A 23,156-nucleotide genomic window follows, 5' to 3' on the forward strand; every position below is an offset into this window, starting at 1 on the left:
GTTGCTGAATCGAGGTATGAAATTTCCAAATTGAACCTTTAAAAATCTTACCTTTGCGTCTTTGCGCCTTTGCGTGAGACTAAAATTCATACCCTTAATCAGCAACGCCCAAAAATCCTGCTAAATTCAGAGGGAACAGAAAAAACTCATGTTTTTGAAAAGATGGAAATAATGGGACTGTTTTTTCAGACTAAGCATCTTTTTTTTGACTGAAGCTCTAAACTGGTGAAAATGAGTGTTTATTACCCATTACCCATTACCTGTTCCCTTTTTTGCAATGAATAACAATGATTTAGCTTTTACTCCGGCTTTAGAGTTAGCACAATTAATCCGTCTACGGGAAGTGTCGCCGTTGGAGTTGGTGGAAGTATATTTGGAAAGAATTGAACGCTTAAATCCTCAATTGGGGAGCTATTTTACAGTTACGGCAGATTTAGCGATCGCTGATGCTACAAATAAAACAGAATTACTAACTACAACTTCAGAATTACCGCCGTTTTTTGGTGTGCCAATTTCTATTAAAGACTTAAGTGCAGTTGCAGGTGTTACTTGTACTTATGGAAATCCAGCACTGTTAAACAATATTGCCAATCATGATGATGGCGTGGTGACGAAAATTAAACAAGCGGGATTTATTATTCTGGGTAAAACCGCAACTTCTGAATTAGGTTCTTATCCTTACAGCGAACCTATGGGATTTCCCCCAGCCAGAAACCCTTGGAATTTGGCATATACTCCAGGTGGTTCTAGTGGTGGTGCAGCGGCATCGGTAGCAGCAGGATTAAGTGCGATCGCTCAAGGTTCAGATGGTGGTGGTTCGGTGCGTGGTCCGGCGGCTTGTTGTGGTGTTGTGGGCATCAAACCAGCCAGGGGAAGAGTTTCTAAAGCCCCTGTAGGCGATCGCTTGGGGGGCATCGCTGTTGATGGTCCCCTTGCCCGCACAGTGGCGGATGCAGCCGCTATGTTAGATGTAATCTCTGGCTATGTCACTGGTGATCCTTATTGGCTACCAGATCCCCAACCATCATTTCTGTCTGCAACTCAAGTTAAATTAGATCCTTTAAAAATCGCTTTTAGTACCAATATTCTCCCCTTTGGAGAAGCTGACGCTAACTGTCAACAAGGAGTATTTAAAACCGTCGAGTTATTGGCACAATTTGGACATCAAGTTGAGGAAAAATACCCAGATTTTAGCAATTTAATCGAACCATTTAAAGTAGTTTGGCAAGCGGGAATCGCAGCAGCGGGAATCCCGTCACCAGCTTTGCAACCTTTGAACCAATGGTTATTCGCCAAAAGCGGTTCTGTGGCTGAATATCTGCAAGCACTTTCCCAAATGCAAATAGTCTCTCGGCAAATTATCGCCTTTTTTGATACTGTAGATGTATTGGTATTACCAGTTTATTTACATTCTCCCATTCGCGTCGGTGAATGGGCAGATTTGAGTCCAGAAGAGACATTCGCCAAAATTGTCCACTGGGTCGCGCCTTGTCCTGTCGCAAATGCTACCGGATTACCTGCGATCGCTCTTCCCGTCGGTTTTGATAGCAATGGTTTACCCCTGAGTGTACAGCTAATTGGTAAACCTGCGGCTGAGTCTACCCTCATTAGTCTAGCAGCCCAATTAGAAGCCGCTAACCCTTGGATTCAACACCAGCCATCACTTTAAGTCAGAATCAGGATTTACAAAATGTCAGAATCAGGATTTACAGGATTTAAAGATTTACAGGATTGTTAGAGGGTGTTTGAAAAGTTATGGTTGATGTATCAAATATTTTTTACCCCACCCTAACCCTCCCCAAAGCATCGGGGAGGGAACTGGATTTTTATTGTTTCCCCCCTTTATAAGGCTATCGTGTACACACAAGTTAAATTACCCCCCTTAATCCCCCCAAAGCATTGGGGGGAAACTGGAAAAATTAGTTCCCTCCCCAAAGCATCAGGGAGGGTTAGGGTGGGGTAATTTGAGGAATAATGGTGATTAGATAACTTGTGTGTACACCGTAGCTTTATAAGGGGAAAGGGGGGTAACAATGTGATGAAAATTACGGGATACGACTTTTCAAACATCCTCTTATCCATAAAATAATCTCAAAAAACAGAAAGTTAGTAAATATTTCCATATTCAATCCTGTTAATCTTTCAATCCTGAGTATCCTGATTCAGACATAGAAACGATCTAAAAAACAGAAAGTTGGCAAATATTTCCATATTCAATCCTGTTAATCCTTCAATCCTGAGCATCCTGATTCAGACATTTTAACTAGCCAGTTTTGCCTGTTCACGAGCATCAACAACCAAAACTAAACAAAGTGCTGCAACTGCTTTTTCCCATTCTTCACGCACCTTTTCATCTTCCACACCATCAAACAAACCCACCAACCGGGGAACAGCTTGTTCTAAAGCTGCGTGGGGAACGGGACGGTGTAATTCAACCAGATGACTGATACTTTCCTGATTATTAAGAAAACCAACTACCCATTTTGTTGTATGGTCTGGACTATCAGGAACATTCTGAACACCTAATTCATTTTTTAGCCAATCATAAAAAAGTGGTAAATGTTCAGATAAAACTGCACCGGCTGTGGGTAAGGTTTTTTTGAGTAAGCTAATATCTAAACTGTCTAATTCTTGTTTTAAAGCCGGTGAATTCAGCACCTCATTTAAGGGTGTGGAAAGTATTGCTTCTATTTCCGATTCCGAAAAATCTAACTTTTCGGTGAAAGTTGCAATTAAAGATTTCATTTTGTACACTCCAGAGATTATTCTCTAATCTGTACAATGATTATAGTAATGTAGGGTTATAACCTATTACCGGGTAATCCTGCATCTATTTCCTTTGTACCGGAGCATTCGCCAAAATTCATCGAAAAATTAGATTTTATTTGCTAATTGTTATTTACAAAAGTTAATTAATCTACGATTGATTTAACATCAGCAGCAATACATACACCACCATATTTTTTGATGATTGGTCGAACAGCTTCAGCTATTTGCCGTTCTTGTTCTTCATTGCAAATAGTCATTACATAACCATTGGTAAGTGCATGACCTTCTAAATCGTCAATAACTCGACCTCTGTATCCCTTACCTGTGACATCCTCAATAATTGTATATCCAGAAACACCTATATGATCTAGAATTTTTAACACCTTTTGTAGTTCTAAAGAATTGATAATTATTTCGACTTTTTTGAAAACTTGCACCTAATTATACTCCTATTGTCTTAATAATGTTGAAATACAAAGGTATACCAACAATAATATTAAACGGAAAAGTGATAGCTAAAGCCATAGATACATATAAACTGGGGTTAGCTTCAGGAACAGTCATTCGCATTGCTGCCGGTACGGCAATATAAGAAGCACTAGCACAAAGTACGGCAAACAAAAGAGCATTTCCTTCAGACATCCCAATTAATTTACTAATAAAGATACCAATAATGGCATTAAATACAGGCATAAAAATGCCAAAAGCAATCAAGAAAAGACCTGTATTTCTCAAGTCTTTGATTCTTCTAGCAGCTACCATACCCATATCTAGTAAAAAGAATGATAGCACTCCATAGAATATATCTTGGGTAAATGGATGTAATTTTTCCCAACCCTTTTCTCCTGTGAGAATTCCCACTATTACACTACCAATGAGGAGAAATACAGAACCATTTAAAAAGGCTTCTCTTAATACTTCACCCCAAGAAAACTTTTCTGCTTTTCCTTCTCCTTCTCCTGCTTCTAACTGACTTTTAGCAAAGAATCTCACTAAGACAATTCCCACAATAATTGCTGGAGATTCCATGAGTGCTAAAGCAGCTACCATGTGTCCACTAGAATCAATATTGAGAACTTTGAGAAAAGATTGAGCCGTAATAAAAGTAACGGCACTAATAGAACCATAAGTTGCAGCAATAGCGGCTGCATTATAGGTATCTAGTTTCAGTTTTAAAATGAAAAATGAGTAAATAGGAACAACAGAAGCCATGAATATAGCCGCTAAAAGAGTGAGGACAATTTCTGGATTAATGGCACTTTCTTCAATTTCATATCCACCCTTAAAACCAATTGCGAGTAGCAGGTAAAGGGAAAATAATTTGGGTAATGGTTGGGGAATTTCCAAATCAGATTGCAGAAAAATCGCCAGCATTCCTAAAAAGAAGAATAACACTGGCGGGTTTAAAATGTTGGACAATAGGGGGCTAGAATTCATTTTTTATTAATTTGATTCTGAGTTCGTAATTTTATATTTCAGGCTTAACTTTCCAATATACCTGCTGATATAGTATTTTGTAAATGGGTAGCATAATTATTAATAATTTTAACTGCGTGAACTTCATTTGCGTCGTAGCGTTTATAAAGCGTGCTAAGGACATATTGATATTCGCAAAAAACTTTTCCAGGGTCTTCTAGGACTTATTTAAGGAAGCAGGAATAAGTATATATAACTCTGAATCAAAAATAGGCAGGGGAAACGCATCCAGATTCATCCTTTACTGATATAATTAAAATCCATGTACAGTCATGGTTTTGGATTAACAAAAAGGATATTTGATCACAATAAAAGCGGTAAAACCAACTAATCTTATTTATCTATTCCTATCCGCAATCATCCACACTCTGGGATTTACTCAAAGGCGTTGATAATCCATCAATACTAATAAGATTCTTCTTTTGTTGATATTCCTTAACTCCTTTTTCCCCTTTCTTACTAGCCCAATTAAGTAGGTGAACAGAAAAATTTAAAGGTATATAACGGTATGTAAAGTTGTCTCAATGCGAGATTCTGATTGGGTTTCAGCCATTTTACAAAACGCAATACCCCTCATTTTTATTTTGTTTACCTACTTAACTAAAGTATCTCTTTGTCCTTGATATTCATACAGCGGGACACCAAAACCACAAGAAGTTTGCACTCTTTCAATATCTGCAATAATAATTTGTCGAGTTCCCGGAAGCGGAGGAAATAAAGGATAAAGAGAATCCCATTCGGGAGAACCCGGTAAAATAGTTTGTCCCTGACCATAAAGACGGAGAATACAAGCAGGTTCTTGAAAAGCGCAAAACATCAAGGTTATCCGTCCAGGCGTTGCTGAATCGAGGTATGAAATTTCCAAATTGAACCTTTAAAAATCTTACCTTTGCGTCTTTGCGCCTTTGCGTGAGACTAAAATTCATACCCTTAATCAGCAACGCCGGTTATTCGTCCATTTTCCTGCAAGTGAGCAGATGTTTCATTACCACTACCTGTTACGTCTAAATAACCAACTCGGTGGGGGGAGAGAATCCGAAAACTTTCCAAACCCTTGGGAGAAAGGTTAACATGACCTGTCGAACTTAGCGGTGCTGTGCCGACAAAAAATATTTTTTGATTAATAATAAACTTTTGCAGTTCTTCGGTGATTAAATCAAAAAGTTTAGCCATAATTGGTGGATGTTTTTTATAAATTTAGTATTTTATACTATACTAATAAAGATTAACTTTTATTGGAAATGTCATCAATTTTTTTTCCGCCACTTATTCAACAAATTCATAGTGAAATCTGTGCTATTGCAGATACTAGATTATATGTCTTACGACTGGATATAATGCACCCTCATGTTAACGGTAATAAATGGTTTAAGCTAAAGTATAACCTAGTGGAAGCTAAAGAGAAAAATTTCTCAACAATTCTTACTTTTGGTGGCGCTTATTCTAATCATATTTATGCTACCGCAGCCGCAGGAAATCTGTTTGGTTTTCGGACTATTGGCTTAATTCGTGGAGAAGAAAATATCCCTCTCAATCCTACTTTACAATTTGCCGTAGCACAGGGAATGGAATTAGTATATATTGATCGTCAAACATATAAAAAACGTCATACAGAAGAATTACAAAATCAGTTAAAACAGCGATTTGGAGAAGTATTTATTATTCCTGAAGGAGGTTGTAACTTAAATGGTCTGCGCGGTTGTATAGAGATATTACAAACAGTTAGAAAATTTAATACTATCTGTTTGGCTTGCGGGACAGGAACAACATTAGCAGGAATGACACTATCATTAAGTCAAGAACAAAAAGTAATTGGTTTTCCTGTTTTGAAAGGTGGTGATTTTCTCAACGAAGATATCAATAACTTATTAACAAATTATCTAGCTTCTGGTTTACCAACACTTGTTAATACTCCTGCACCTTGGCAACTTATATGTGATTATCATTTTGGTGGTTACGCTAAAGTGACTAATAAATTAAAGCTATTTTGTCAAGATTTCCAACAACAATATGATATACCTTTAGATTATATATACACGGGAAAAATGTTTTATGGAGTGATGGATTTAATTGCAAAAGGGTTTTTTAAATCGGAATCTTTGCTATTAATCCATACGGGAGGTTTACAGGGTAATCAAGATGCAATATCTAAATTAAGCGTGTAAATTAGCCTGTTCTTGTAACCAGGGATCTACGGGTTGTCCGTCTTTGCGTTTGAGTTCTATTTCTATGACCATGACTTCCTTAGAACCGGGAGGTGCAGGTTTTTTATGAAAGAAAATCTCAAAATCTAATGGGTTTTGATTATGTTCTTTTAACCAATCTTGAACTTTAGTAAGGGCAAAAAATGATTGTCCTTGTGCAAACATTTGGGTAATTTGCATTTGTAATGTGTAGGGATTAATGCGACTCATTTTTATTGACTCCTTTGGTATTTAGAATTATGATTATCTCACGCAGAGGCGCTCCAGACGCGGAGAGGAAGATTGAGTTTTTATTCTTCGGTGTTGAAATCTACTTTATCATAAATATCTGCTAACAAGATTTGGCAGGGAATAGAAGATAGGTTTAAGAGACTTCCAAGAAATAAATTATCCTAAGAAACGAACCACAGAGGCACAGAGTACACAGAGAGAGAATTTCTGCATCAGTTTTGGGACATTTTTTTATTTGGAAGTCTCTAAGCTACTATCTCCGTCTGTAAATTCAGAAAATATCCATTTATTATTATCGGTTTTAAAATACTGCTCAATGTGCATTGTGTATTGGTCAATTAAAATATATTCTTGTAAGCTGGGAATTGTCCGATAAGCTGCAAATTTTTCATCTCTATCATAGCTTTTGGTAGATTTTGATAATACTTCTGCAATCATCACGGGATTTACTAAAGTGTCTTTTCTTCCTTCTTCATATTCTAAGGGATTTTTCACAACCATAATATCAGGGTAGGTATGAATTTTTCTGGTGGGAATCCAAAGACGTTGATCTGGAACAAAGACTTGATAAGGTTGACGTTTGAGCGCAAAATTTAACATTTCGTAAAAATTGCCTGCAAGTTGGTTGTGATTGGGTGTTCCACCTGTCATGGTATAATTAATCCGTTGATATATTCGTGACGTATTTCCGAGTTTACCTCTAATTCTAGGTATTCTTCAGGTGAATAGTAGCGTGTTTCTTGTGCGAGGGTCATAATTTTAATTTATAGGTTTTATGGGTTGGCGATCGCTTTTACAAGTTTCTCGACTAAGTTATAATTATAACTTTTGTAGCGACTGTCTTGATTGTCAAGCGATAGCTTTGTATCTTAGAGGTATGTTAGAAGAATTGTTAGAAAATAACCCAGGTTTCTGAGATTGATTACACTTTTCACAGTGGTTCAAAAAGATGCAAACCAAATTACAGAGATTTTGCCCATCAGGGTTTAACGCATTGCGTTAAACCCCTAACTGGTGAGTTAGATTCTAAGCAAAAACAAACTGTTTAGAATCTGTCAAACTCAAACTACTGGCTTGAATCCCAGTCAGAGTAGCTAAAGTTTGATTATTGAAGACGATCGCAGTATCTGCACCAACTTGATTTAACTGGAGTGTAGAGGTGGTAATACCTAAGCTAACAGCACCTTGAATACCGATAACATCCGTACCCAGTTGGAAGTCAAGCACGGTATTTGCAGCTTTTGGTAATTCAGCATTGACAATCCAGAATTGGTCAGCGCCAGCACCACCGGAAATTAAGTTACCACCACCAAGACTAACTCTGAAGATATCTTTACCATCACCACCTAAAGACCGGTCATTTGCACCTAAGTAGAAGATATCATCACCAGCACCACCGGACATCCGATTATTACCTTGACCATCTCTAGCATCAAAGATGTCATTACCATCACTACCGAAAGCGCGATCGCCTTTATTCACAAACATTGTATCTTCACCGCTACCCAGATCAACGATATTGTTACCTGAGTTGGGAAAAGCAGATACAGTGGACAGGTCTACCTCGTCTTTACCTGCACCTGTAAATACAATGTTGCTTTGACCATCGAATTGACTACCAGGAGTGGCAATTAATTTATCATCTCCTGGAGTTCCTACAATTGTAGATTGGTTGACTGCGAGAGTAAAGATATCATTGACAGTTGCCCCGGCTTTATCTGTCGCAATTACCTTGACATCTAATTTACCGACATTTCCTGTGTTGGGAGTACCACTAAAGGTGCGAGTTGTAGAGTTGAAATTCAGCCAATCTGGTAACTTACTACCATCAGCTAAAGTGGCAGAATATTTAATTAAATCAGGAATTACTGCATCATTAAGCAGTGTATTTTCAAATGTATCTGTTACTAACTGATGCAGTCTATTTGTGGGATGAACATCGTCCCAAAAAGCATATTGATCAGGATTAACTGGAGTAGTGACTGTAATTAGAGGTTGGGTAATATTCGTGAATTTGTAATTAGCAGGATTAGTCTGAAATGCTGTACTCAAACCAAAGATGTCTACTAAAGATAAATCAACATTGAGGGCTGGTTCTAAGTTAGTTAAAGCTTGAGTTAAAGCTGCATTAAAACCAATAGAAATTGCTCTGGCATTCGCTACATTGTTATTAGCAATACTCAAAGGAGTAGCACCCAAATCTGTTAAATTGCCAACAACAATTTCTTTAGCACCTAATCCGGCTAAGGTTGTAATTGCACTACTAATATTAGTAACTGCATTAGTCACAGCCTGAGTAGGATCTGTGGCAAGATTTAGAAAATCATTAGCACCAGCCCAAATTACATAAAGTCCATCTTTACCAATGGAATTGGTATTTACAGTTTTAAATTGCTGAATTTGTGTTAATAATCCAGGTACGGTTATTTGCCCAAAAGTATTACTTACTCCTGTATTTGCGCCCAAAAAGGCGTAATTTTGAATTGATGGGTTTGTAAATTGTAAATCAGGGGCAAAGTAATCAACCCAAATTAAGCCATTAGAAAGACGACCTTGATAATTAGGTGATGGTGGAAAGGTGTTACCAGATGCTTTGTAGGCGTTACCTGTATCTGAGAGACTATCACCAAAGATGACAAGGTTTTTATAAGGATTAACTGCATCTGGATCTGAGAAGGTATTTTGAGGTAGTGTAAATGTAAAGGTAGAATTGACCTTAACTGTTTGATCTAAAAGTGGATTTTTGAGAACGGGTGCGGTATTCACGTTTTGTACCTTAATAGTGAACGTATCATTAACAGATGCTCCTGTTTTATCTGTAGCTGCTACTTTAACATTCAGATTCCCTACATTATCATTAGTGGGAGTACCGCTAAAAGTCCGAGTTGTAGAATTGAAGGTTAACCAATTTGGTAAAGCATTACCATTTTCTAATGTTGCTGAATAAGTCAGAACATCTCCAGCATCAATATCTGTGAAGGTGTTGGTGGGAATTTGGAAACTGAAAGCAGTTCCTTGTTTGGCGTTTTGATCTGCAATTGTATTTTCTAATGTCGGTGCATCGTTGATATTTTCAACTGTAATTACAAAGATATCACTAACAGTTGCCCCGGCTTTATCTGTAGCGATCGCCTTAACATTCAAATTCCCTACATGATCATTAGTGGGAGTACCGCTAAAGGTGCGAATTGTAGGATTGAAAGTTAACCAACTTGGTAAAGCATTGCCATTTTCTAATGTTGCTGAATAAGTTAGAACATCACCAGCATCAACATCTGTGAAGGTATTGGTAGGAATTTGGAAACTGAAAGCGTCACCTTGTTTGGCGGTTTGATCTGCGATCGCACTATTTAGAATCGGTGCATCGTTGACATTTTCAACGGTAATTACAAAGATATCACTAACATTTGCTCCGGCTTTATCTATTGCGATCGCCTTAACATTAAAGTTCCCTACATTATCATTAGTTGGAGTACCGCTAAAGGTGCGAGTTGTAGAATTGAAGGTTAACCAACTTGGTAAAGCATTGCCATTTTCTAGGGTTGCTGAATAAGTTAGAACATCACCAGCATCAATATCGGTAAAGGTATTGGTAGGAATTTGGAAACTGAAAGCGTTACCTTGTTTGGCGTTTTGATCGGCGATTAGGTTAGCAACTATTGGTGCATCGTTGACATTTTCAACGGTAATTACAAAGATATCACTAATATTTGCTCCGGCTTTATCTGTAGCGATCGCCTTAATATTCAAATTCCCTACATTATCATTAGTGGGAGTACCAGAGAAGGTGCGAGTTGTGGAATTAAAGGTTAACCAACTTGGTAAAGCATCACCATTTTCTAAGGTTGCAGAATAGCTAAGAACATCACCAGCGTCAATATCGGTGAAGGTGTTGCTGGGAACTTGGAAATTGAAAGCAGTTCCTTGTTTGGCGTTTTGATCTGCGATCGCATTTAATAATGTTGGTGCATCGTTAATATTTTCAACTGCGAGAACAAAGACATCACTAACAGTTGCACCGGCTTTATCTGTAGCGATCGCTTTAACATTCAAATTCCCTACATGATCATTAGTTGGTGTACCGCTAAAGGTGCGAGTTGTGGAATTAAAAGTCAACCAACTTGGTAGAGAATTACCATTTTCTAAGGTTGCTGAATAACTAAGAACATCACCCGCGTCAATATCGGTGAAGGTATTGGCTGGGATGGTGAAGCTGAATGTCGTATCTTCTATAGTGCTTTGATCTGCAATTGATTGCAGTACTGTTGGCGGATGATTCACATCAACAATACTGCCAACACTTGTTATGGTATCAGCTTGATTTGGGACTGCTTCTGTCAAGCCTGAGTTATCGGTTGCCACACTATAGAAGGCGTAAGTATGACCGATTTTACCTACGTAAGTTGCCTCGGTTAGCGTAGTTTTATCCAACCAAGCTGTAAATTCACCACCGTTATCGGATACATAAATTGCGTAGGTAGCTAAGGCTGAACCGTTAGCGTCATCGTTTCCTGTCCAGTTGACTAAAAATTCAGTGTCGGGAACGATTGTGGGGAGAGCCTTAACGCTACTGGTGGGTTTGCCTGCGTCGAGGGTGTTGAAGATGGGGGGAGTATCAATGGGAGCTTCGGTATCGAAGATAATGGTGGCTTTAGCATCAATGACTGTACCTGTTGGCACGTCTCGTTTGGCTTTGATGGTGTAGTTAACGAAGCCATCGCCAATACCATCAGCGTTGTTGGGAGGTAAGAAGCCTGTGAGCGCATCTGTAGTAACTTCACCTGTATCGGGGTCAATGGTGGTGACTATCCAGAAGGCTTCTCCTTTTACAAGGTCAATACCTGCTGTTACGTCAACGAAGTAGCCGCGAGTGGCGGTTAAATCAAGGCGTTGGTTATAGAAGGGGGTGTTGGTGGGTACGTCAAAGATTAGTCCTCCCCAACCAAAGCTACCGAGTCGGAAGGTACGGAAGTCTAGGTCGGTATCGAGGGGATGGGTGATAGTGACAGTTTGGGCGGGTGCGGTGGCGGTAGATATGTTTTCAAAGCGAATGGTGTAGGGCAGGGTAGAAGAGGCAGAAGTCCATTTTTCTTCGCCAAAGCCTGTGGGGCCAATGATGTCGTTGGGGTCGCGGGGGAAAACGACGGGTATTCGTTTCCTTTTATTGGGTTTTGGTTTTGGCGGGAGTGGAGTATATGGTTGAGAACGGTAGGACGCAGATGTAATCCCCCCACCATCTGCACCCCCACCTGCACCCCCACCTGCACCTGCACCGTCATTCGGATCATCGGGGCCAGGCATATCCAAAATCCGTATGGTAAAAAATTCAGAATCATCATAGGGTATTAAAGATTTTGAATCAAAAGGGTCTGTTTGAGTTGTTTCAACCTCAATTTGGTAGGACGAGACTGTTTCGTAATCAAACGGTTTAGTAGACCATAATTCATCGTTATTTTTTATCTCGAATCCGTTTTCTGGATTACCAATAAGCTTATATTGAAAATTTGTGGAAGATGCGTTCTTTTCATAGGTTTTAAATGTCCCAATTAACGCTGACGCTGGGATATGATTTTCTTTAATAGAGGGATAATCTGCTTTAGGAGAAGCAGGATCTAAAACAACTCCTATTTTCTGCTCTTGAAAATCCCACACACCTGGAGAAGAGGTCAACTTTTTGTAGTTGTCTGGATATGAACTAAGTAACGTATTCCAATTTAAATCCTGATTTGAGCCTGAATTATCTTTAATTGTATTTCCATTCAAGATTGAGTTAAATATTTTAATTGCATAGCCATGATTGTAAATTTGATAAATTTTTTCTTCTTTTACATTTGGTGCTGTTGGATGAGCATAAAATATACCGCCAATTCTCATCCTTGAATTAAGGTATAAGTCCTGCGTGCCAAAAGGATCGTCATAACCAAACCAATTTGAGCTATGAATGCCGATCACTTGATTAGCATCAGAGGCATCTACGTGTCTGTCTGGGCCAGTCTTTATTAAATTAAGTATTTTTTCAAATGATGGGCCAGCCGCATCTAAGGCAATAATTCGATTCAACCTTGTACCGTTTTGTGCATCATAGACATTGCCTGCATCACCTGCCATCTGAGCACCTAAGCTATGCCCAATTAAAGTGACTTTCCCCGGTGCGTAATTTTTCTCTTTTAGGTATTGAGCAACAACATTTCCCAAAAGCTGCGAATTATCAGCAGCTTTGTAATACAATTGACTGCCCAAACTGACTTGCCCGAAACCAGCGGCTGCTTGCCAATCCACTAAAATAATGTTGGCAGTTTTATCTTTTGCTTTAATTGCCGCCGCCATTTGTTGCATCCACTCAGCCGCCTGAAAATTATTACCAGGGTTCCCCCCAGTATTATTTAATCCATGAATAATGACGTAAGTTTCATTCTTCTGAACATCTCCCTTGTTCCAAATGTTGAAATAGATATCTTTACCGTTAATTTGTTTATGATCTGTCAAGCCATTATTTAGGGGCGGATCGCCTGCCGATAAGGCAGATAAAGCTCCCTCTGAGGATGCTAAATTTAATTTACTTACCTCTTGAGAAAAGGAAGAATCGGACAAACTCTCGCTAAAAGGAGCTATATTGAGATTATTTACTGCTTGAGCGGTAATGGGCTGATCGGCATAAGAACTGGCTGTTAAAAAGGCGGCATTGTAAAAATCTTCAATAGAAACAGTCGCATAGTTATCTTTTGAAAGTGTTGTTCCTGCGCTTTGTGCTGCATCTTGCAAACTCGACAATAATAATTGTTGAGCAGCCACTAAATTAGTTTGTAAATCACCTACAGTTTCTCCGACTGAAGCACGGAAAATATTCCAAAAATTCGCAGTTAAGGTCGGATCAGTAAATGATTCGGGAAACTCACTTTCAAACCTTTTAATATATGGACTCCAATCTAAAGGAGTGGTCGGATCATCAAGAACACTGAGAGAAAACTCAAGAGAATTAAGAGAACTGAGAGCTTTGGTATAAAAAGTAATTGAACCTGTTGCTCCTGGAGCCAAAACGCCAAAAGGACTATTTTCTGCTTTTAAGACTAAATCTAGAGTTGTTTCATTGGTTAAGCCTTCTTTTGTAAAAGAAACGGGAGCTTCTGTTTCACTAACCAACAACCCTAAAGGACTTTCAAAATCAACATTACCATTATTGGCATATTGAATTGTTATGGAAATAATATCACCAGGTCTCACTGCTGAGGGGGCAATAATATCAGTCTCAAAATTAGCTTTACCTCCTTCTACAACCGAGAAGCTATCCTGTAAAGTAACGGTTTGATTGTCTTTATTCTTAGCAACCAAATTGTAACTTCCTGCTTTCTTTCCTTTTAAATTAAAAGTGGCAAATGCTTTAGTCGAATCCAGTAAATCTAAACGACTAGTAGCTATCTCTATACCGAGATTTTTATCCACAAGAGTAAAGGTTGTTCCACTATCAAATTTTGCGCCTGAAATTACGACTGTTACCTTACCTGAATTTCCTCCTACTTTTGTTGATAAAGAGTGGATTTCAAAATCGAGAAGTTTTGCTTCAATCGAAAAACTTGGCGTAGATTCGGCAACCGTTTGTCCATAGGCTAAAACATAATAGGTTCCTGCTTGTGTTTCGGGTATAACAATTTCTTGATCGGGAGATAAAGCCTCCGAAAAACCCAGATCAAAGGCAGAACGAGTCGGCACTTCTCCATAACGCAGATATAGCTCATTCACCGCCTCCGTCGAAACACTGTCCAACTTCAACCGTAGCGTTTCCCCCGCGCCGACCTCAAAGCGGTAGTACCCCCCTGCCCCTGAGCCAAAGACCCTGTACTCGGTGTTCCCAAGATCAAACGCTCCACATCCATATTCACCTTATCCAGAGTCGCCTTCAGATTATTACTTTCATTCGATTCAGGAATTTCATTGCGAATATCACTGCGAATAATGACCTGATAATCCCCTGGAACCACCCCTGGCAAAGAAGCCGTCAGCGTATTGGTATAACTATTGCCACTGAGGACTTCCCTCGAATTGTCAACCTGTCCCAAGAACAGATCATTGATGTCCCATTGACCATCCTTCGAGAGATAAAGAGAATCTGACCAATTCCCCACAACCGCATTACTACCCTCATTTGTCACCGTATAGGTAATGCTGGCACTCTGTCCTGTCACCCCATTGGCTGGGATCGTAATCGTACCCACCACTAAATCCGCAGGCTGGGCTAACGACACCACAACAGAAGTGGGATCATAGGCGACATTATTGTTTTCGACAGTTCCCTCATAGAGCGAATTACCTGCATCGGTCTTAGCAAATAGATAAAATGATCCCGATATACCTTGGGGTAAACGGAAGGACTCAGTTTGGCTGTAGGTCGCCCCTGCTGCAAGATTTCCTGTGTAGGAGCGATAGCCTAGATAGATATCACTGTTGCGATCAAATACCTGATCGCGGGACAGATAAAAAGCTTCGTACCAACTGCGATCGCCTGTTTCCACCGTTCCCGCATTACGCACCGTCCAACTAACCGTGAGATTTTGACCACCAATACCCGTTGTGGGCGCATCCACACTGACCATCACCAGGTCTGGACTGGCTGTGACACCAACGCTTGTTCCCCCAGTGGTTTCTCCTCCCGTTCCTGTGGTGGTTCCCTGGGTGGCCTTGTCATTGTTATTTTCTAAAGACCCTTCATAAACGTAGCTCAACGCATCAGTCCGAACCAGGGTGTAATAATTCCCTGCTTGCAAGTTATTCGGCAAATTAAAACTACGCGAAACACTATACTGCTCAGACACATCCAAAGCTTCGGAACGATAGGCATAGCCCAGGAAAATATCATCACTGCTAATTTGGTTATCGGTCGAAAGATAAACGCCGTCATACCAATAATTGCTATTGGTAGTACTACTTCCAAAATTCTTAACTGTCCAATTAACCGTTAAAGCTTGCCCCGATTGGCCACTGCTCGGCGAACTAACCTCAGTGACCTGAAGATCGGCTGTTTCTCGTGTCACCGTTAGGGGCTGACCAGTAGAACTATTATTATTTTCCTGGGTCGCCTCATAGACAGAGTTACCCGCATCCGTCACCACAAAAACTTGATACCCCGCGATCGCGTCAATGGGAAGGGTGACTAATTCACTACGAGTATAGGACTGATTGGGAGCCAGAATTTCCCCACGACTAAACGATCCCAAAACAAGATCATCGCTGTTACCGATTTGAGCATCCTTAGAAAGAATAACCTGATCCGTCCAACTACTGATTGCCGTATCCCCAGTTCCCTGATTACGAACCGTCCATTCTACCCGCAGAGCCTTACCCGCTTCTCCTGTCATGGGTACAGAAGCCGAAACCACTACTAAATCCGCAGGTTGAGAGGTAATGACAATGGGAGTTGTTGCTAGAAAAGTATTATTTTCATTATTCAATTCAAAGACTTCATTATTACTATCGGTAATACCAAAGAGATAGTAATTACCTGTCAAGGTATTGGGTAGAGTGTAACTAAAATTATTGGTATAGGACTCATCAGGAGCCAAACTTCCGTAATGGGGTTGATCGCCAATAAGCAGATCGGTATTAGTATCAAGTTGATTATCTAAAGAAAGATAGAAACGATCAGTCCAATAATAATTAGGGGTTGTCGTTGAGCCAAAATTGGTAACTTGATAGCTGAAGTTTAGGGCGCGACTTGCTGTTGCTTGGGTTGGAAGCGTCAGCGAAAGAATTTCTAGATCGGGCGGTGGAGTCAGATTGATACGAGTTGGGGTTGCTTTATAGCCCGTATTATTGCCATCAAATACACTTTCAAAGACTTGATTACCCGCATCCGTCCGCACAAAGAAGTAATAGTCTCCACTAATGCCAATGGGCAAGGAAACCGTCTGTGACGAGGTGTAACTATCATTACTGTTAAGGATTCCATTCTGAGAAAACGTCCCTAAGTTGCGATCATCTGCATCTAACACCTCATCAGTGGACAAGAAAACCTGATCGTACCAGACGGTTTCCAGATTTTTGCCGATTCCCTTATTGGTGACAGTCCAACTGAGATTCAAAGACTGACCTGAAAAAGATTGGGAGGGAATCGTAACATTAGTAACTTGGAAATCGGGTGGTGGTGTAAGGGAAACATTTGTTGGACTACCGACTGTTAGATTGTCATTTTCCTTGTCATTTTCAAAGACATTATTACGAACATCTGTTTTGACTAGGAAATAATAATTACCACTAATGCCACGCGGTAAAGTTACATCCAGATGATTGGTATAACTATCTCCTGCGTTGAGATAACTGGGATTATTCGCTTGTCCCAAATAAATATCCGTATCATCAAAAGTATTATCTAGGGACAAATAAACGGAATCACTCCAGTAGGGGGAACTGGTTGCCCCATTACCAACGTTTTTGACCGTCCATTGAATGGCGGTTGATTGGCTAGAAAAGGCCGTTAGAGGTGCAGCAACATTAGATACTTGAAGATTAGGGAAGGTTTTTAAAGTAACGGCAATTGGTATATCATCAATTGTTGTATTATTAGTTTCTGTTCCTGAATATTCTAGAATTTGATTATTGGCATCAGTTGAGACGATAATTTGTTGATTACCGCTAAGTATTAAAGGTAGCGTGATTGATTGAGTCCGTTCAACAGAAGCCCCTGCTGCGATGCCTGCGGCGGGCGTAGCCATCGCTCCATCAAAAGTAAACGATCCTAACAATTTATCATTCCCTATCTTATCATCATCGGATAGATAAACGTAATCCACCCAACTTCCAGAAGCGGTAGCAATTCCTTGATTAGTTAATGTCCAACTAATATTTATTACTTCTCCAGATTGGGCATTAATTGGAGCAACAATATTACTAACTACCAAATCAGGTAAATTAGTATTAGGATCATTATCAATGATGTTTAAAATGGCTGTTGTTTCTGTTCCTAATGTTGCGCCATTGCTAGGATTGGATAAAGCTAAATTGACGGTTTCTGTAGGTTCGTAAACATTGTCATCAATAATAGGAATGATGACGTTTTTACTCGTTTCTCCATTAGCAAAAGTCAACGTAACTGGTAAATTTGAATTATTATAATCACTACCTGCTGTAGCTATACCATCAGTAGCAGTTACAGTAACGCTAACTTCACCATCACTTCCCCCTGTACGAGTCAGACTAATAATCGCTGTACCACGTTCATTGATATTGTAGGTTGCTGCGGTGAAAGAGAAACTACCTGTAAAAGCATCATTAACATTGGAGATGGAAATACTAATATCTCCCTCATAAGATAAACCAGTGCTATCAGTGGTTTTTACCCGAATAATATGCCCTGTTGCAGTTTCATAATCCAGCAATCCGCCATTAGCAACAACTATTTGATTACCATTCAGTGCAAATCTGCCACCAGCATCATTAATTAGAGTATAAGTGTGGGTATCATTAGCGTTAGCATCAACTGAAATAAGATTACCAATTACAGTATTATTGGCACTATTTTCGGGAATTGTATTCTTGCTGAGATAGATGGATGTAGGTGCGCTATTGATAACAGTCAAAATAAAGTTATCGGCAACTGAAGCATTATTTGGATCTGTAGCTGTCACCTTAATTTCTAATTTTCCAGTGCTAGAAATTGGTGGTGTACCGCTAAAAATCTTGTTATTAAGGGTTAACCAACTGGGTAAAGGACTACCATCAGCTAAAGTTGCCGAATAGGTGAGGGAATCACCCAAATCTGCATCGCGGAAAGCATTTTCAGAAATATTGAAATTAGAGAAAGTGTTGCTATAGAAATTAATATCGGGAATAGGATTAACTATTTCCGGTACATCATTCACTGAATTGATCGTGAAGATGACATTAGATGGATTAGCTGCATAATTAGTACCATCAGAACCATTCCAAGTAAAGCCAGCAGTTCCATTAAAATTAGCATTGGGAACAAAAGTTAAATTTCCTAAGTTGGCTACAGCAATCTCTTGATTTACCGTGACGTTATTAGTCCCCAATTTTAGTACGCCATTACTCGGTAATTGAACTACCTTAATAGTTGCTAGGGATATACCACTACTACTGCTAAAAACACCAGAAAAGTCAGTCGCAGAAAAAGTAATAGTTTGGTCTTCATTACCTGTTTTAGCCACACTACCAACCGTAGTGACCGTATTAATATCAACAGCCCAAAGTTCTACCCCTTGGGTGAAATTATCAGCCGTAAAATAGAGTTTACCATTGCTATAAGTTAGGTTTCCTGGGTTAGAACTACCGCTACCAACTTGAATATCTTTGAGGAAAACAGGACTACCTGTAGTTGCATCTAATTTCCATAATTCATTGCCATTAGCTGATGTGGAAGCAGTAAAGTAGAGAGTACCATTGACATTCGTTAGGTTAGTTGGAGAAGAACTATTACCACCGGAAACAACATCAATAACGCTGGGAGTTCCGGTGGTAGTGTCAATTTTCCACAGTTCATAACCATTAGTTGATGTGTAAGCAGTGAAGTAGAGAGTACCATTGACATCAGTTAAATTGCCTGGAGAGGAACTACCGCTACCAGAAACAATATCAATAACTACAGGCTTACCCGTTGTTGGGTCAATCTTCCATAATTCATAGCCATTAGTTGGAGTATATGCTTGGAAGTAGAGTGTGCCATTGACATTTGTTAAATAAGCTGGAGAAGAACTACCAGTACCAGAAACAATATCAATAACTTCAGGATTACCTGTAGTAGAATTAATCCGCCAGAGTTCTTGACCATTGGTGGCATTATTCGCAGTAAAGTAGAGAACGCTACCAACATTTAAAAAGTTACTAATATTAGGGTTAATAGCGCCAGGATAAATTTCTAACTGCACTGTACCCGCAGTATTCCCATCACTTTTCCATAGTTCTACGCCATTAGTCCCATCATTAGCGGTAAAGTAAAGAGTACCATTGACATTGAAAAGGCTACTGGGTGATGAACCATTACTTCCAGAATAAATATCCTTAACTAAAACCGGATTACCAGTGCTGTCTAGTTTCCATAGTTCTTCACCATTAGCAGCGTTAGAAGCCTTAAAGAAAAGAGTTCCATTGACATTAGTTAAATTAGTGGGACTAGAACTACCGCTACCAGAAACAATATCAATGACTACAGGTTTACCCGTTGTTGAGTCAATTTTCCACAGTTCAAAGCCATTCGTAGCAGTATATGCCTGGAAATAGAGAACTCCATTAATGTTAATTAGACTAGATACATAAGATACTCCTGCTACAGTAACCGGATTTCCCGTGCTTGAATCAATGGTATATAACGGCTGGTATGTAGAGTTGCTGTAGTAAGAGCTTCTGAAATAAAGTTTACCACCTACATTGGTGAAGCTATCAAGATAAGGAACATAGCCACTAGGTAAATCAGGAACCACCAACCGCACAGGATTTCCCGTGGTTGGGTCTATTTTCCATAACTGATTGCCATTTACGCCATCATTGGCTTTAAAATACAATGTGCCATTGACATCTATGAGGCCATTGGGACTAGAACTATAGGTACGTCCATTGATATCTTTTGCTAGAACTGTACCCGCAGCAGTCCCATCACTTTTCCACAGTTCTACACCATTAGTCCCATTATTAGCTGTGAAGTAAAGAGTACCATTGACATTGAAAAGGCTGCCGGGTGATGAACCATTACTTCCAGCATAAATATCCTTAACTAAAACCGGATTACCAGTGCTGTCTAGTTTCCATAGTTCTTCACCATTAGCAGCGTTAGAAGCCGTAAAGAAAAGAGTTCCATTGACATTAGTTAAATTAGTGGGACTAGAACTACCACTACCAGAAACAATATCAATGACTACAGGTTTACCCGTTGTTGAGTCAATTTTCCACAGTTCAAAGCCATTCGTAGCAGTATATGCCTGGAAATAGAGAACTCCATTAATGTTAATTAGACTAGATACATAAGATACTCCTGCTACAGTAACCGGATTTCCCGTGCTTGAATCAATGGTATATAACGGCTGGTATGTAGAGTTGCTGTAGTAAGAGCTTCTGAAATAAAGTTTACCACCTACATTGGTGAAGCTATCAAGATAAGGAACATAGCCACTAGGTAAATCAGGAACCACCAACCGCACAGGATTTCCCGTAGTTGGGTCTATTTTCCATAACTGATTGCCATTTACGCCATCATCGGCTTTAAAATACAATGTGCCATTGATATCTATGAGGCTATTAGGATCTGAACTATAGGTACGTCCATTGATATCTTTTGCTAGAACTGTACCCGCAGTAGTCCCATCACTTTTCCACAGTTCTACACCATTAGTCCCATCATTGGCTGTGAAGTAAAGAGTACCATTAACATTGAAAAGGCTGCTTGGTGATGAGTAACCACTTCCAGGATTAATATCCTTAACTAAAACCGGATTACCAGTGCTGTCTATTTTCCATAGTTCTTGACCATTAGCAACATTATAAGCTGCAAAGAAAAGAGTCCCATTGACATTAGTTAAATTAGTGGGACTAGAACTACCGCCACCAGAAACAATATCAATGACTACAGGCTGACCCGTTGTTGAGTCAATTTTCCACAGTTCAAAGCCATTCGTAGCAGTATATCCCTGGAAATAGAGAACTCCATTGATGTTAGTTAGATTAGATACATAGGATACTCCTGCTACAGCAACAGGATTTCCTGTGGTTGAATCAATGGTGTATAACGGCTGGTAAATTGTAGTGTTGCTATTGTAGTAAGAGCTTCTGAAATAAAGTTTACCACCTACATTGGTGAAGCTATCAAGATAAGCAGCATTGTTATCATATAAATCAGGAACTACCAACCGCACAGGATTTCCCGTAGTTGGGTCTATTTTCCATAACTGATTGCCATTTACGCCATCATCGGCTTTAAAATACAATGTGCCATTGATATCTATGAGGCCATTGGGACTAGAACTATTTGCTCCCGCATAAATATCCAGCAGAACTGGATTCCCCGTTGTTGGGTCAATGCGAAATAGTTCGTGGCCATTTGTACTATTATTCGCAATGAAGTAAACTGTGCCACCAGAATTAATGAAGTTGCTAGGATTAGAACTATTCGCACCAGGGTAAAGATCGCTAATTAAAACGGGTAGATTGTTAGCAGGATCTAGTTTCCATAGTTCAGAACCTGTAGCTGATGTAGAAGCCGTGAAATAGAGAACGCCATTAATATTAATTAAATTACTTGGAGAAGAAGTACCACTACCAGAAACGATATCAATAACACTAGGAGTTCCGGTGGTGGGGTCAATTTTCCACAACTCATAACCCAGATAATTAACACCATTGTATCCGTATGCTGTGAAGTAGAGTGTACCATTAACATTCGTTAAATTGTTTGGAGAAGAACCACCAGTACCTAAATCAATGCGTGTGAGTGTACCATTCGTGCCAATTTTCCACAGTTCAGAACCATTAGTGGGGTCGTTTGCTTGGAAATAAAGCGTACCATTGACATCAGTTAAATAAGTGGGACTAGAACTACCACTACCTGCATTAATTTCAATGAGGCTGACAACTCCTGTACTTGTATCAGCCTTATATAGTTCAATTCCATTGATATCATTGTTGGCAGTGAAGTAGAGAATCCCCCCAACATTGATAAAACTGCTGGGATTAGAACTGTAGGTGGTTGCATTGATGTCTTGAGTGAGAACCGTACCTTCTGGAGTACCATCAGTTTGCCAAAGTTCTACCCCTTGAGTGAAGTTATCAGCGGTAAAATAGATTTTGCCATTGCTGTAAGTCAGGTTTCCGGGGTTAGAACTACCATTACCAACTTGAATGTCTTTGAGGAAAACAGGGCTACCTGTAGTTGAGTCTATTTTCCATAGTTCATAACCTGTAGCTGATGTAGAAGCCCTGAAATAGAGAGTACCGTTGGCATTTGTTAGGTTGGTTGGAAAAGAACTTCCACTACCAGAAACGATATCAATAACGCTGGGAGTTCCGGTGGTAGGGTCAATCTTCCACAATTCATAGCCATTAGTTGGAGTATATGCTACGAAGTAGAGCGTGCCATTGACATTCGTTAAATTAGCTGGGGAAGAACTATCGCTACCTAAATCAATGCGTGTGGGTGTACCATTAGTGCCAATTTTCCAGAGTTCATAACCATTAGTGGGGTCATAAGCTTGGAAGTAGAGAGTGCCATTGACATCAGTTAAATAAGTGGGACTAGAACTACCACTACCTGCATTAATTTCAATGAGGCTGACAACTCCTGTACTGATATCAGCCTTATATAGCTCAAGTCCATTGGTATCATTGTTAGCAGTGAAGTAGAGAATCCCTCCAACGTTGATAAAACTGCTGGGATTAGAACTGTAGGTGGTTGCATTGATGTCTGAAACTAAATAGGGTTCATTCATAGCAGGTGTAGATGTCATAAAAGTATATGGTAATTAATTTTCGCGCATAGCTGTAGCA

General features: G+C 39.6%; 8 protein-coding genes and 3 pseudogenes. 2 read left to right on the forward strand and 9 right to left on the reverse strand.

The window, feature by feature from the left end; all coding sequences use genetic code 11:
* Window positions 1-277: 277 nt before the first annotated feature.
* Complete coding sequence (locus AA650_RS20080) at window positions 278-1,669, forward strand: amidase (protein WP_053541354.1); 1,392 nt, start codon at window positions 278-280, stop codon at window positions 1,667-1,669.
* A 590-nt stretch (window positions 1,670-2,259) separates the two neighbouring features.
* Here AA650_RS20080 and AA650_RS20085 read toward each other — a convergent pair.
* The 5 genes and pseudogenes from AA650_RS20085 to AA650_RS20105 all read right to left on the reverse strand — a co-directional run.
* The gene (locus AA650_RS20085) at window positions 2,260-2,745 is read right to left on the reverse strand and encodes a hypothetical protein (protein WP_053540390.1); all 486 of its coding nucleotides are present in this window, start codon (window positions 2,743-2,745) and stop codon (window positions 2,260-2,262) included.
* 167 nt (window positions 2,746-2,912) lie between these two features.
* Window positions 2,913-3,206, reverse strand: coding sequence for a P-II family nitrogen regulator (locus AA650_RS20090; protein WP_053540391.1), 294 nt, complete (start codon window positions 3,204-3,206; stop codon window positions 2,913-2,915).
* A gap of 4 nt (window positions 3,207-3,210) precedes the next feature.
* The gene (locus AA650_RS20095) at window positions 3,211-4,206 is read right to left on the reverse strand and encodes a sodium-dependent bicarbonate transport family permease (RefSeq protein WP_053540392.1); all 996 of its coding nucleotides are present in this window, start codon (window positions 4,204-4,206) and stop codon (window positions 3,211-3,213) included.
* A gap of 386 nt (window positions 4,207-4,592) precedes the next feature.
* Window positions 4,593-5,068: pseudogene (locus AA650_RS29505) on the reverse strand (hypothetical protein); the annotation flags it as partial.
* A 125-nt stretch (window positions 5,069-5,193) separates the two neighbouring features.
* A pseudogene (locus tag AA650_RS20105) lies at window positions 5,194-5,418 on the reverse strand (pyridoxamine 5'-phosphate oxidase family protein); the annotation flags it as partial.
* A gap of 68 nt (window positions 5,419-5,486) precedes the next feature.
* On the opposite strand from AA650_RS20105, the gene AA650_RS20110 reads away from it, so the two are divergent.
* Complete coding sequence (locus tag AA650_RS20110; protein ID WP_053540393.1) at window positions 5,487-6,410, forward strand: 1-aminocyclopropane-1-carboxylate deaminase/D-cysteine desulfhydrase; 924 nt, start codon at window positions 5,487-5,489, stop codon at window positions 6,408-6,410.
* Here AA650_RS20110 and AA650_RS20115 read toward each other — a convergent pair.
* The 4 genes and pseudogenes from AA650_RS20115 to AA650_RS28220 form a co-directional block, all read right to left on the reverse strand.
* A complete protein-coding gene (locus tag AA650_RS20115; RefSeq protein ID WP_053540394.1) occupies window positions 6,399-6,659 on the reverse strand; it encodes a hypothetical protein in 261 nt (86 codons plus the stop codon). The two genes, AA650_RS20110 and AA650_RS20115, sit on opposite strands and share 12 nt — an antisense overlap.
* 270 nt (window positions 6,660-6,929) lie before the next feature.
* Window positions 6,930-7,435, reverse strand: a pseudogene (locus tag AA650_RS20120) (Uma2 family endonuclease); the annotation flags it as partial.
* Window positions 7,436-7,706: 271 nt separating this feature from the next.
* On the reverse strand, window positions 7,707-14,447 hold the full coding sequence (locus tag AA650_RS20125; protein WP_081424285.1) for a putative Ig domain-containing protein: 6,741 nt from the start codon (window positions 14,445-14,447) through the stop codon (window positions 7,707-7,709).
* Window positions 14,444-23,116 carry an ELWxxDGT repeat protein gene (locus AA650_RS28220; protein ID WP_053540396.1) on the reverse strand — a complete coding sequence of 2,891 codons (8,673 nt, stop codon included), beginning with the start codon at window positions 23,114-23,116 and terminating at the stop codon, window positions 14,444-14,446. The genes AA650_RS20125 and AA650_RS28220 overlap by 4 nt, the downstream gene beginning before the upstream one ends.
* Between the last annotated feature and the right edge of the window lie 40 nt (window positions 23,117-23,156).

Source organism: Anabaena sp. WA102, assembly GCF_001277295.1.
In the GTDB taxonomy this organism is placed as follows: Bacteria; Cyanobacteriota; Cyanobacteriia; order Cyanobacteriales; family Nostocaceae; genus Dolichospermum; species Dolichospermum heterosporum.

What these genes read in the sequence shown, in the direction of transcription:
- AA650_RS28220 (WP_053540396.1), bottom strand. Translation starts at nt 23,116, where the DNA reads ATGACATCTACACCTGCTATGAATGAACCCTATTTAGTTTCAGACATC.
- AA650_RS20110 (WP_053540393.1), top strand. Translation starts at nt 5,487, where the DNA reads ATGTCATCAATTTTTTTTCCGCCACTTATTCAACAAATTCATAGTGAA.
- AA650_RS20115 (WP_053540394.1), bottom strand. Translation starts at nt 6,659, where the DNA reads ATGAGTCGCATTAATCCCTACACATTACAAATGCAAATTACCCAAATG.
- AA650_RS20085 (WP_053540390.1), bottom strand. Translation starts at nt 2,745, where the DNA reads ATGAAATCTTTAATTGCAACTTTCACCGAAAAGTTAGATTTTTCGGAA.
- AA650_RS20080 (WP_053541354.1), top strand. Translation starts at nt 278, where the DNA reads ATGAATAACAATGATTTAGCTTTTACTCCGGCTTTAGAGTTAGCACAA.
- AA650_RS20095 (WP_053540392.1), bottom strand. Translation starts at nt 4,206, where the DNA reads ATGAATTCTAGCCCCCTATTGTCCAACATTTTAAACCCGCCAGTGTTA.